A 12,238-nucleotide genomic window follows, 5' to 3' on the forward strand; every position below is an offset into this window, starting at 1 on the left:
GGGCCGCTTCTTGAGCATCATGTTGTACCCCGATTGTTTGTCCCGAATTGCGACGCGGCAATGGCAAAGGGCGAAACGAGCGGCTGTTTGTTGAAAATTCGGCGATCAGACGGTTAATCAATTCGCGCAAATTTGCCGTTTTGCGGACAATCGGGAACGGATTCCGTCGGTCTGCGTCTTCATTCTTTGTCCCGAAGCCTGTTTCGGAATAGGATCGGGCGGATTTTTCAACCCTCAGCAGGAAGTTCCATGAATATCGATCTCCTCCGCCGTCTTTGCGAAACCCCCGGCGTGCCCGGCCACGAGCACAGGGTCCGCGAACTGATCCAGGCTGAAATCAAGGGCCTGTTCGATGAGGTCACGGTCGACCCGATGGGGTCGCTGCTTTGCCGCCGCGATGCCCGCAAGACCACGAAAAAGGGCGCGCCGCAGAAGGTCATGCTGCTGTGCCATATGGACGAAATCGGCTTCCTTGTCTCTCATGTGACGGACAAGGGTTACCTGCATGTGCAGCCGGTCGGCGGCTTTGACGCGCGCAATCTCTTCTCCCGGCGCGTGCTCGTGTCGACGGATGAGGGCGACTTCAAGGGCGTCATGAATCCGGGTGGCAAGCCCATCCATATTTCCTCGCCGGAAGAGCGCAAGAAGATCCCCGAACCGAAGGATTTCGTGGTCGATCTCGGCATGGGCGAGAAGGCAAAGGACATCGTCAAGGTCGGCGACATGGTCACCATGGACGAGCCGCTGATCGAGATCGGCGACAAGGTGGTCTCCAAGGCGCTCGACAACCGCATCGCCTGCTGGCTCGGCATCGAGGCCCTCAAGGGCATCGGCAAGACCAAACACGCCTCGGAAATTCATGTGGCCTTCACCTGTCAGGAAGAGGTCGGTCTGCGCGGGGCGCGCACGGCGGCCTTCGCCATCAAGCCGGATATCGGCTTCGGGGTCGACACCACGCTTGCTTGTGACACACCGGGCGTTCCCGAACAGGACCGAACCACGGTTCAGGGTGAGGGTTTCGGCCTGCACGTCAAGGATTCAAGCTTCATCGCCGACCGGGACCTGGTCAAGGAGATCGAGGCGATTGCCGTGAAGGAAAAGATCCCGTTCCAGCGCACCATGCTGGCGGCCGGTGGCCAGGACGGCGCTGCGGCCCAGCAGGCGGCGGCCGGTGCCAAGGCGGTCGGGATCGTGGTCGGCACCCGCTACATCCATACGGTCACCGAGATGATCCACAAGGCCGACCTTCAGGCAGCGCTTGATATTCTGGTGGCGTATCTGAAAAAGGCCTGAGCCTGAGCAGGTGCGTCAGCCCTGCAACGACGGACGGGGCGCGAATTTAGGAATTTGCGGCCCGTCTTCAGGTGCCTGCGGCGCCCTCGGAGCCTTGAAGGCGGTGGCTTGCTCCGGAACCCTGCCTCAGGCGACCAGCCCGGCCAGGTTGGACACCTGCGCACCGGTGCCGGCGTAAAGTTCGCTGACGGAGGCGCTCTGGTAGTTGAAGGAGCCGCCGTCAAAATCCCCCTCGATGGCCGAGGCGTTTGCCGAACGGACCGAGAGGCCGGTTTCGCTGTCGTAGGACACGCGTTCGAAGGAGACGAACTGCGCGGTGAGCGTTTCACCGCCAATTTCGGCCTCGATGGTGGTGGTCGAGATCGTCGCGCTTTCATAGGCCAGGGAAGCGGCTGCACCGCTCCCGTCTTCTCCGAGCGCCGCTTTCAGCTTGCCTGCGGTGTTCTGATAGTCCTCGACCGTGGCAAGCGCGCCGTCCTCGTCGTCCTCGTCACCGTTTTTCTCGGCCTTGCCCTTTTCCACCGCATCCTGCAGCGCGGCGATCACCACGGCGTCTTCCTCGGCTTTCTTGCTGGCGGCCTCGAGAACGCTGACCGCAGGTGCCTGGGCTTCGTCCTGGCTCTTCGCATCGCCGGATCCGCCGCTCGAATAGGAGGCCGCGAACAGGCTGGAACTCTGGGTGGTGGTCTCGATGGAAATCTGCATGAAGCCCGGATCCTGACGATAGCGGACCCGTCCGGCCCGGCAAGAAGACCCTTCAAGCATGATGCAGAAAACTTAACACGCCATTAACTAATGCTTGTGGTGTTCAAGCAGGTTCATGAAGTCGGTTCAACGCAACATGCTTCATGCTTTATGCGGAGCCGATGGGTTCCTGTTCTTGTCGGTGGGCTTCAGGCGCGGTCCGAAAAGGCTTTCTCCAGAAAGCGCCCTCCGAGCACCATGCCGCGTTCGTCGATCCCGTGACCCAGTCCGCTCAGCGTTTGAAGCGTCGTGGAGACACCGGCTTCGTCGAGAGCCTTGCGGGCGGCTTCGGCGTGATAACAGGCAACTACATCGTCATCGGTTCCATGGACGATCAGGACCGGACTTTGTGTCCGGATGTCCGTCAGACGATCCGCTCCGGGCAGGAGGCCGGAATAGGCCACCAGTGCTGCCGGGGCGGCTGTGCGGCGCAGACCGCACTGGAAGGCCATCATGGCGCCCTGGCTGAACCCCACGAGGGCCAATGCGCTGTCGGTCAGGGAAAGCGCTTCGAGTTCGGCATCCAGAAACCGGTCCAGACACGGCTGGGCGGCTTCCGCTCCGATCCTGAATTCCGCCGGCGAGCGTTCGCTCAGGGCAAACCACTGGCGGCCGCCGAAGGCTTCGAAGGGCAGCGGTTCCGGTGCGTTCGGGGCAATGAAGGCGGCATCGGGAAGCTGGCCCTGCCAGGCACGGCCGATATCGATCAGGTCCACGCCGTCGGCGCCGTAACCGTGCAGGATGACGACAAGCTGCCGGGCCGGCCCGCCGGAGGCAGGGGCCAGACGGGGGCCGTCGAGAAGAGGAGGGGTTTGCAGGGGCATGATCAGGGGTCTCTGGAATTGCGGCTGGCCGGAACGGACTCTGAGAAAACCGGCCGTTCGTCCCGAAAGCGCATGAAGGGCAGGGCAATGAGCATGGACGCCAGAATGAGAAGACCCGCCAGGGCAAAGGGAGCGCCGGGGAAGACAAACGCCGCATCGGGACCGGAGAAATAGGCGAATGTCTGCGTCATCACGAAAGGACTGACCACCATGGACAGCCCGGCGGCACTGGCGATCAGTCCCTGAAGCTCGCCCTGGGCGTTGTCCGCGATGCGGTTGGACATCAACGCGGTGAATGCGGGCGTGGCGAGGGCGCCCAGTGCGGCGAAGGCAATCAGCGCGTAGACCATCCAGCCCTCATCGGCCAACGCGAGTCCGCAAAAAGCCAGAAGATTGGCGCATAGTCCCAGAAGCAGCGTGCGGCCGGTGCCGAGCTTTGGTTCCAGAACCCGGATCAGATAGCCTTGCACGAATACGAAGCCGACCCCGACGGCCGCGAGTGACAGGCCGATATCGGCCGGGCTCCAGGCGAAGACCTCCTCCACATAGTAGCTCCACACGGCGGGATAGACGTAATGGGCGATGTCGAACAGAAAGACCGCAAGAAGCAGTGTGCGGACCGCGGGATAGGCCCCGATCTGCTTCAGCGCGCCGAAGGGGTTCGCCCGCTTCCACTCGAAATTCCGCCGGTTGTCGTCCTTGAGTGTTTCCGGCAGCATGGAGTAGCCAAACAGGAAATTGATCAGGGAAAGCGCCGCCGCCGCATAGAATGGTGCGCGCGGGCCGTATTCGCCCAGGATGCCGCCGACGATCGGACCGAGCACGAAACCGATGCCGAATGCGGCGCCGACCAGTCCGAAATTTCTGGCGCGTTCGTTCCTGGGGGACACGTCCGCGATATAGGCGGAAGCAGCGGAAAAGGTTGCGCCGGAGATTCCTGACAGGGTCCGTCCGACAAACAGCACCGCAAGATGCCAGGACAGTGCCATGATCAGATAGTCCACGGCCATGGTGAACATGGAGACCAGCAGCACCGGACGGCGGCCGAAGCGGTCGGACAGATTTCCGAGGAGGGGGCCGAAGGCGAATTGCATCAGCGCATAGACCACGCTCAACGCCCCGCCCCAGCGGGCCGCATCGCTCACCGGAAGGGCCGTCAGTTCCGTGAGGAGCGACGGCATGACCGGCATCATCAGACCGATGCCCATGGAGTTGATGGTCAGGGTGACCAGAATGAATGCGAGCGCGCTGCGTCTGGAAAGGGGGGAGGGCACGATTGTCTTCCCGCGGAAATGGATCGGCGCTTTGCCCGAAACCGGGTTATTCGGCGGCAACCAGAGCCGGCTGCTCCCAGTGGCCTTTTTCGATGTCCGCGATCTGCTTGTCGATCTGTGCGGTGACGAACCGTGAGAACGGACCAAGATGCACATAGAGCGCCAGCATCATCATCACCGGCTTGATTGCCCGGAAGTTGGTGAAGGCGGTCTTGATCAGCGTTTTCCAGAACGGTGCGCGATACGTCGTTTCCTTGAAGGTCATCGCATAGATCAGGCGGCCGAACATGCGGATGTCATGAAAGAACCCGGCGCCCAGGATCGACCCGTTGGCCCCGCTCATGTTGAGCATGCCCGCAACCTTCTGGACTCTGCCGAAATAGGCTTCCGGTCCGTAGACCCGTTCTATGACCGACTTGAAATCGGCCAGAATTTCTTCGCGCGGCCGCACCGTCTTGAAATTGAGGCCCGCGGTGCACTGGTCGCCATGCTCCGTATCGGGGTCGTCGGTGGCGAAATCCGCGTAGAGGCGTCCTTCCTTGGCGAGCCGCCGCGTGAGCTGCGTGTTCGGCAGGGCGTAGAGAAGGCCTGTCATGGCGACTGGAATGGCGGCTTCCTCGATCAGGGCCGAGATTTCTTCGGCGACCCGGTCGTTTTCCTCGTCGAAACCGACGATGAAACCGGCGAGCACGAAAATGCCCGCGTCGTAGATCTTGTGCACGCTCTTGGCGATGTCGCGGCGGGTGTTCTGCTTCTTGCGCGTCGCGATCAGCACTTCCGGGTCCGGGCTTTCGATGCCGATGAACACCGAGAAGAACCCGGCCTTCTGAAGCATCGTCAGGAGCGCTTCGTCATCGGCCAGATTGAGCGAGGCTTCCGTTGACATTTCGAAAGGATGATTGCGCGCCTTCTGCCATTCCACCAGATCCGGCAGGAAGCCTTTGACCGCGCGTTTGTTGCCGATCAGATTGTCATCGACGAAATCCACGTGGCCGCGATAGCCGAGCTCATGGAGCCGGTCGAGCTCCGCCAGCATCTGCTCGTTGGTCTTGGTGCGCGGCACCCGGCCGTAAAGTTCGATGATGTCGCAGAATTCGCAGGTGAACGGACAGCCGCGCGAATACTGGACGCCGATCTGGACATAGTCCTCGAATTTCAGAAGGTCGAAGCGCGGGATCGGGCTGGAGGTCACGTCCGCCTTGAATTTCTCGGCGGTGAAACGGCCGTTGCGGGCGCCCTCGTTCCAGGCGTCCACGAATGTTTCGAGAATGCCTTCGGCCTCTCCCAGAACGAGAAAATCGGCGGCTTCATAAACTTCCGGAGACGACGTGGCATCCGGTCCGCCGACGACGACGGGCACATTCTTGGCCTGGGCTCTCTGGATGATGGCCAGGCAGTCGGCCTGCTGAGGAAGCATGCCGCCGGTCATGACCATGTCGGCCCAGGCGAGATCGTCGTTGCCAAGCGCGCCGGTGTTGCGGTCGATCAGCCGGACGTTCCAGTCTTCCGGCAACATCGCGGCAACGGTGATCAGTCCGAGGGGAGGAGCAGGATATTTCGCACCGACCAGTTCGCAGGTCGCCCCGTAGTTCCAGAAGGAACCGGCGTTAAAACGCGGGTAGACCAATAAAACGTTGCAGTTCGACATGCAGTTTCCCTCCGGACGGACCATCCGTCCACTCTTGTCGATACCCTAGCAATATTCCGCTTGGGCACAACCGTCTATTGCCGCTCCGGCACATAAATCGGGATCTCGCCCCGGCAAATTACACGCCCAAGGTGGTGTCAGGCTTGCGTAGGTGAAAAATGAGGCCGTGGACCTCTTTTCCCAGTTCCTGTCGAAGGATCACCTGTTTTTCATGCAGATAGGAAAATCCGGCAGTCTCGGCGCTGCGCTCCAGATAGGCGGGCAGATGCGCGTAACGGCCCGTCGGGTCGACCCGGTAGTCCGGTCCGGCCGGATCGGACAGATGCTCCACGCTGGCAATCAGCAGTCCACCGGGTTTGAGGGCGGCATAAAGTGCGTTCATGAAGGGCTGGAGATCGCCCAGATAGCACAGCGTGTCGACGCAAACGGCCAGGTTGAAGCGGGTCGGCAGATCGGAGTTGAGGAAGGCGACCAGTTCGCCCTCCACCAGAAAGTCGTAGACTTCCAGCGCCGCGGCCTTGCGCAGCATGCCGGGCGAAAGGTCGATGCCCGTCAGCTTGCCGCAGTGGTCACGGATGAGCGGACCGCACAGGCCCGTCCCGCATCCCAGGTCGATGACATCCGCAAAGCGGCCGCCCGCTTGCCCGTCCAGGGCGATCACCTCTTCGGCGACAAGCTCGGGCGCGCGGTAGCCGAGATTTTTCAGCACCTCGTCGAAACTGTCCGAAAAACTGTCGAAATGGGTTTTGACATAGTCTTCCGGTGCCTGGTCCAGATTGTCGCCGCGCACGGCGGCGAGCTGATAGCGCGCGACGGTATTGTCCGGGTCCGCGGCAACGACGCCTTCAAGATGCTCGACAGCACGCTCGCGCCGTCCGAGGGCGCACAGGACCCGTGCATGCCAGATCGGGTCTGTCCAGACCTCGGAGCCGAATTCCAGGCATCGCTCCAGGGCATCGGCGGCCTCGTCCCTGTGTCCCGAGAGCATCAGGGACAGGCCGTAATTGTGCCAGGCATTGGGGTTGTCAGGGTCCAGGCGGACGATCTCCGCAAGGATCGGCTGGAGGTCGTCGTTGTTGGTCGCGCCCTCCATCATGACATTGATGTTGCTCCAGGCCTGCTCGTGGCGCGGTTCGATTTCAACCGCCCTGACGTAGGCTTCCAGTGCCTCGGCCTGCTGCTCGCTCAGCTTCAGGATGTTGCCGAGATTGTTGTAGGCCGCCGCATTCTGCGGGTTTTTCTCCAGGGACTTGCGGATCAGCACGACGGCGTTGTCCGCCTTGCCGGCATCGAAATGCAGGAGGCCGAGAAAATGCAGGCCGTCGACGTGGTCCGGATCGGCGGTCAGCACGTCCTTGTAGGCGGCGAGTGCTGCCTCAAGATTGCCGTTCCGATGGGCGGCAACGCCTTCCTGTAATCTTGCGTCTATCTGCATGTAATCTCCCGAAAAGCATCAATGAAAATCACGTCGCTGAATCTGCTTTTCTCCATGCTCCATCTCAGTGGGTGAATTCATAGATGAAGACGAAATGGCATGTGAAGTGGCTCAATCGACCGTCGAAATTTAACTGTAATGCGCAATGTCGTCGTTAAAATGTTTCCATAATCACAAAATCGGCTTTTCAGTGCCGGGGCGCCCCGGGGCACGGCTTCAGTGCGCTGTCTTGATGGCTCATTGCCAACAAAAAAGGGCGGTCGAACCGCCCTCGTTTCCAGATTGAGCTGTAAGCGAGCTTACAGGACTTTCAGATCCTCGGCCACCATCTGACCGCGGCGCCACTCGAGATCGAAGACCACAACCTGGCCTTCCGTCAGAGTGTCGATGCCGGATCGGCGAAGGGCCGAAATGTCGACGAGAATGTTGTCCTCGCCATCTTCTGGTTCGATCGTGCCGATTCCCCGGCCCTGATCAAACCATTTTACGTTTCCATGTTGCATGGATGTGCTTTCCAAATTTCCGCATCAAGGCATTCTGGCGGCGTATGTAGCCGCGCTTAGCAACGTCTTGATGACATTGTTGTTGATAGTGCTAAAGTACTTCTGAAATCCCATACGGAAAAATACGCATGTCCGGGCAGTCGTAATAGACTGTCTCAATCCGAACCGCTGTTTTTGAAAAGTTGGGATTTCGCCGCCCGGAATTCAAACCCGGGACCTCTATAGCTTCAGCTAATATAGTGACGATAAAGTTAATGTCAATACAGGCTTACCTTTCCAGTTTTCCAAGTATGACATACTTGAGGATATCGACCACTTGCCCAGGTGTTTCTGCGGTTGCAAGCGCTGCTGCGTCAACTTCCTTGAGTGGGTGGGTCAGGGAGGGATCGTGCACCACGATCAGCGATTTGCCGAGCGCGGCCGCATAGCCGGCGTCGAAGGCCGCGTTCCATTGCTTGTATTTGTCGCCGAAGCGCACCACGACGATATCGGCTTTTTCGATCAGCGTGCGTGTGCGGATCGCATTCACCTTGGCGCCCTTGTGATCGTACCAGAACTTGTTGCTCTCATCGCCCAGGATCACCGCGCCGCAATCGTCGCTGGCATCGTGATCCGTGACGGGCGCGGAAAAGGCCACCGGCAGGCCAAGGGCTTTCGACTGGTCCGTGATCGTTTCCCGCCAGTCCGTATGGATTTCACCGGATAAATATACGCGCCAGTTGTCCATGGTGTTCTCTCCCGCTTGTTGTCCTGTCACCGACATTCTGTGTCGTCTTGCTGGTCCCAAGCTGGTGGCTGAGCGGGGTGTCGTCAAGCCATGCGTCGGATTGACCCTGCGGGCGCGGGGCTCCGGGGACTGGACAATCCTATGAAATCCCTGAAGGATGACGCGCCCAATTCCGGGTATCTACCCATGCGAAAAATATCAGGAGATCATTGATGTCTGCACTTTTGCTCGGAGACGAGGCTCCGGATTTTGAAGTCGATACGACTGCAGGTCCGATCCGTTTCCACGATGTGATCGAAGGGTCCTGGGCGGTTCTGTTCTCCCACCCGAAGGACTTCACGCCCGTGTGCACCACCGAGCTCGGCATGACGGCCAAGCTGAAGGACAAGTTCGATGCGCGCGGCGTCAAGGTATTCGGTGTTTCCGTCGACCCGATCGAGGATCACAAGGCCTGGGTCGGAGACATCGAGGAAACGCAGGGCGTGGCCCTGAACTTTCCGCTGATTGCCGATCCGGACCGCAAGGTCGCGACCGCCTACGGCATGATCCATCCGAACGCGAATGATACCCTGACCGTGCGGTCCCTCTTCGTGATCGGCCCGGACAAGAAGATCAAGCTGAAGATCGAATATCCGGCCTCCACCGGCCGCAATTTCGATGAAGTCATCCGCGTGATCGATTCCCTTCAACTGACGGCTAACCACAAGGTGGCCACGCCCGCCAACTGGAATTCCGGCGAAGACGTGATCATCGTTCCGGCTGTCAGCGATGCGGAAGCGAAGGAAAAGTTCCCCGAAGGGTGGAAGACGCTCAAGCCCTACCTGCGCATGGTGTCGCAGCCGAAATAGGGTGTTGCCCGCGCCCGTGAAGCAGCGGGCCTTCCGGCCCCTCTCCCGGCGGGAGAGGGAGCCCGGCCGCTTTCGAAGCGGCCGCCGCGCCGGATCCGGCCACTTGCGTCAGACGGTTTCCAGCAGGCTCTTGAGGGCAGTGCGGTAGTCGGGAAAACGGAAGGAATAGCCGAGCTCGTCCTTGACCCTGCGGTTCGAGACCCGCTTGTTCTCGCCATAGAAGGAACGGGCCATCGGCGACAGGTCGGCGGTTTCGAACGGGATCTCCTCGGGCGGCGTCACGCCCAGCAGGTCTGCTGCGAAGGTAACGACATCCTGGGGGGGCGCCGGTTCGTCGTCGGTCACGTTGAAGATACGTGTCGACGGTCTTTCCAGGGCGGTGCTCAGGACACCGGCGATATCGCCGACATGAATGCGGTTGAACACCTGACCCGGCTTGACGAGCCTGCGGGCCGTACCGGCCCTGAATTTCTCGAAAATGTTGCGTCCGGGCCCGTAGATCCCGGAAAGGCGGAAGATCTGCACCGGCAGGTCATTGGCCGAGGCAAACTCAAGCCAGGCCTGTTCGGCGGCAACACGCTGCACCGAGCGTCTGGAAACCGGTTTGCACGGGGTTTCCTCGTCCACCCACGCCCCGTCGTGATTGCCGTAGACGCCGACCGTGGACAGATAACCGGTCCACTGCGCTCCGGCCGCCGCGATATCCTCGCCATGATGGGTCAGGACCGGATCGCCCGTGTCGTCCGGTGCGATCGAGACAAGCACATGCGTGGCGCTTCGCAGCGCCTCCGCGATGCCGTCCCCCTTGCTCCGGCCGTCGAAGACAAAGGGGTCCACCCCCAGGTCCCTGAGGCCTTCGGCCTTTTCCGGCGAGCGCGTGGTGCCGCCGATCCACTCGAACTGGTCGCGGATGGCCTCAACGAACGCTTTCGAGGAATAGCCCGTACCGAAGACGAACAGACGCATTCAAAGCTCCAGTTGATTGCGGCGGATTTCATAGAGTGCGATGCCGGTGGCGACGGCGAGATTGAGGCTGTCGGCCTGACCGGCCTGCGGAATGCGGATCAGCGTGGCACAGGCCGCCGCCATGTCGTCCTCGAGCCCCTGCTGTTCATTGCCCATCACCAGCAGGACCGGCTCCGCGTATTGCGGTGTACGGTAATCGACCGAGCCCTTCAGATGCGTGGCGGCAACCGTGCCGGGCCATTTGCCGGCCAGCGCCTTGAACGCATCCTTGCTCACTTTTGCGAGCGGCACGTGAAAGAGCGACCCCATGGTGGCGCGCACCGCCTCGACCGCAAACGGGTCGGTACAGTCGCCGACCAGCATCACGCCCGCGCCGCCAACCGCGTCCACGGTGCGGATGATGGTGCCCAGGTTGCCCGGATCGCGCACCCGGTCGAGGGCGACCCACGGGCCGGTTCCCGCGGGCTCGATGTCCTTGGCGGTAAGGATCTTCTGTTCGTAGACCCCGACGACCATCTGCGGATTGTCCTTGCGGGTCATGGCGGACATGACGGCCGTGGAGACTTCCAGGATCAGGGCGCCTCTCGCCTTGGCGGTCGCGGCGGCCTTCTGCGCAATTGGATTGTCGCGCGCTTCCGTGCCGATGGCCAGATAGCGCACGCCCCATCCGGCAGCAAGCGCGTCGGTCGCCAGCTTCAGACCTTCGGCGACGAACAGGCCGGACTGGCTGCGATGCTTGCGCTGGGCGACAAGCCCCTTGATTTCCTTGACGATGGGATTGGAGTGGCTTGTGATCTGTTTGACCGCGCCCTGACGCTGTTCGCTCATCGGCTGCTCCAGCGCGAAAACAGCGAGGTGGACAGGGCGCGCTTGCCGTCCTCCTCGCGGATGACCAGCTCACCGGATTCCAGAAGTCCCCCCTGGCGGGCCAGCGTCTCGGCCATCAGCTCGTGAATGGACAGGAAGCTGGAGCGGATCGCATAGGCGGTCAGGATCATGAACAGGGCGTCCCTGGCCAGCAGTTGCTCCAGATCGGCGAGCATGCCCGGCAGACTGGTATAGAGATCCCAGACCTCGCCCTTGGGGCCGCGCCCGTATTTGGGCGGATCCAGTATGATGCCGTCGTAAGTGTTGCCGCGCCGCACTTCCCGTGCGACGAACTTTCCCGCGTCCTCGCAGATCCAGCGGATCGGCAGATCCTCGAGGCCGGACAGCTCCTGGTTTTCCCTTGCATAGCCGATTGCCTTGCGGGAGGCATCCACATGGGTGACCTGGGCGCCTTCGCTGGCCGGCAGCAGGGAAGCCAGCCCGGTATAGCCGAAGAGGTTCAGGATTTTCAGCGGCTTTTCCGGCGCGCGCTGGCGCTCCGCCCGGATCTTGCCGTTCACCCAGTCCCAATGCGCGGCCTGTTCGGGAAAGACGCCGACATGGCGGAAGGACATGAAGCGGCCGTTGTAGCGTACCGGCCCATAGGACATGGGCCAGGTTTCCGGAACGCTGCCTGAAAACTTCCACCGGCCCGGACCTTCTTCTTCCGTGTCGCCGGTAAACACCGCGTCGGCCCGGTTCCAGAAACTCTCCTTCAGCCGGCGGGTGCCCATGGCCTGGGGCTCGGGACGCACGATCGTGAAACGCCCGTAGCGTTCCAGTTTCTCGCCCGCTCCCATGTCGAGTAGCCGGTAGTCCTTCCAGCCTTCCGTTTCCAGAACGACGGGCCAGGACTGGGCAGGGGGAGTGCCGGGCTTGGCGAAGGATGAGGCGCTGGTGCTGTCCGCCACGATGGTCTCTCGTATCTCAGAAAATTGATGCTGCCCCGCCTCGGAGCCTGCTGCGTTCACTTGTGCAGGCACGAAACTCCGGAACGTTTGAATCGGTCAACGGTCGGATGCCCAGTCAATTTCCGCCTGGACATGCGTTGATCTAGTCGCCAGCGGCGGCAAGGTCAATATTTGGAACGCGGGGCGAGGCGCCCTGGG

12 protein-coding genes are annotated in these 12,238 nt (G+C 61.3%); 2 read left to right on the plus strand and 10 right to left on the minus strand.

Annotation, left to right across the window (positions count from 1 at the left end; translation table 11 throughout):
- The first annotated feature begins 249 nt into the window (after positions 1–249).
- The gene (locus tag DCO57_RS18155; RefSeq protein ID WP_116700326.1) at positions 250–1,293 is read left to right on the plus strand and encodes a M20/M25/M40 family metallo-hydrolase; all 1,044 of its coding nucleotides are present in this window, start codon (positions 250–252) and stop codon (positions 1,291–1,293) included.
- 126 nt (positions 1,294–1,419) lie between these two features.
- On the opposite strand, the gene DCO57_RS18160 is transcribed toward DCO57_RS18155, so the two are convergent.
- From DCO57_RS18160 to DCO57_RS18190, 7 genes are all read right to left on the minus strand, one after another.
- Positions 1,420–1,998 (minus strand): hypothetical protein, encoded by a 579-nt coding sequence (locus DCO57_RS18160; protein ID WP_116700327.1) that lies wholly within the window; start codon positions 1,996–1,998, stop codon positions 1,420–1,422.
- A gap of 188 nt (positions 1,999–2,186) precedes the next feature.
- Complete coding sequence (locus DCO57_RS18165) at positions 2,187–2,861, minus strand: dienelactone hydrolase family protein (RefSeq protein WP_116700328.1); 675 nt, start codon at positions 2,859–2,861, stop codon at positions 2,187–2,189.
- A 2-nt stretch (positions 2,862–2,863) separates the two neighbouring features.
- A complete protein-coding gene (locus tag DCO57_RS18170; RefSeq protein ID WP_116700377.1) occupies positions 2,864–4,135 on the minus strand; it encodes a TCR/Tet family MFS transporter in 1,272 nt (423 codons plus the stop codon).
- Between the two features lie 46 nt (positions 4,136–4,181).
- Positions 4,182–5,783, minus strand: a complete 1,602-nt coding sequence (locus DCO57_RS18175; protein WP_116700329.1) for a B12-binding domain-containing radical SAM protein — start codon at positions 5,781–5,783, stop codon at positions 4,182–4,184.
- 118 nt (positions 5,784–5,901) lie between these two features.
- Positions 5,902–7,218 (minus strand): tetratricopeptide repeat protein, encoded by a 1,317-nt coding sequence (locus DCO57_RS18180; RefSeq protein WP_116700330.1) that lies wholly within the window; start codon positions 7,216–7,218, stop codon positions 5,902–5,904.
- Between the two features lie 299 nt (positions 7,219–7,517).
- The gene (locus DCO57_RS18185) at positions 7,518–7,721 is read right to left on the minus strand and encodes a cold shock domain-containing protein (protein ID WP_116700331.1); all 204 of its coding nucleotides are present in this window, start codon (positions 7,719–7,721) and stop codon (positions 7,518–7,520) included.
- A gap of 268 nt (positions 7,722–7,989) precedes the next feature.
- Positions 7,990–8,448 (minus strand): YtoQ family protein, encoded by a 459-nt coding sequence (locus tag DCO57_RS18190; protein ID WP_116700332.1) that lies wholly within the window; start codon positions 8,446–8,448, stop codon positions 7,990–7,992.
- A 212-nt stretch (positions 8,449–8,660) separates the two neighbouring features.
- On the opposite strand from DCO57_RS18190, the gene DCO57_RS18195 reads away from it, so the two are divergent.
- Entirely contained in the window at positions 8,661–9,296 is a 636-nt protein-coding gene (locus tag DCO57_RS18195; protein ID WP_116700333.1) for a peroxiredoxin, read from the plus strand.
- Positions 9,297–9,404: 108 nt separating this feature from the next.
- On the opposite strand, the gene DCO57_RS18200 is transcribed toward DCO57_RS18195, so the two are convergent.
- The 3 genes from DCO57_RS18200 to DCO57_RS18210 are packed head-to-tail and all read right to left on the minus strand — an operon-like array spanning position 9,405 to position 12,040.
- Entirely contained in the window at positions 9,405–10,262 is an 858-nt protein-coding gene (locus DCO57_RS18200) for an SDR family oxidoreductase (RefSeq protein WP_116700334.1), read from the minus strand.
- On the minus strand, positions 10,263–11,090 hold the full coding sequence (locus DCO57_RS18205) for an RNA methyltransferase (RefSeq protein WP_116700335.1): 828 nt from the start codon (positions 11,088–11,090) through the stop codon (positions 10,263–10,265). It abuts the gene before it with no gap.
- Positions 11,087–12,040, minus strand: a complete 954-nt coding sequence (locus DCO57_RS18210; protein WP_116700336.1) for a class I SAM-dependent methyltransferase — start codon at positions 12,038–12,040, stop codon at positions 11,087–11,089. The genes DCO57_RS18205 and DCO57_RS18210 overlap by 4 nt, the downstream gene beginning before the upstream one ends.
- Positions 12,041–12,238: the final 198 nt, after the last annotated feature.

It is taken from the genome of Labrenzia sp. 011 (genome assembly GCF_003075075.1).
GTDB lineage: Bacteria > Pseudomonadota > Alphaproteobacteria > Rhizobiales > Stappiaceae > Roseibium.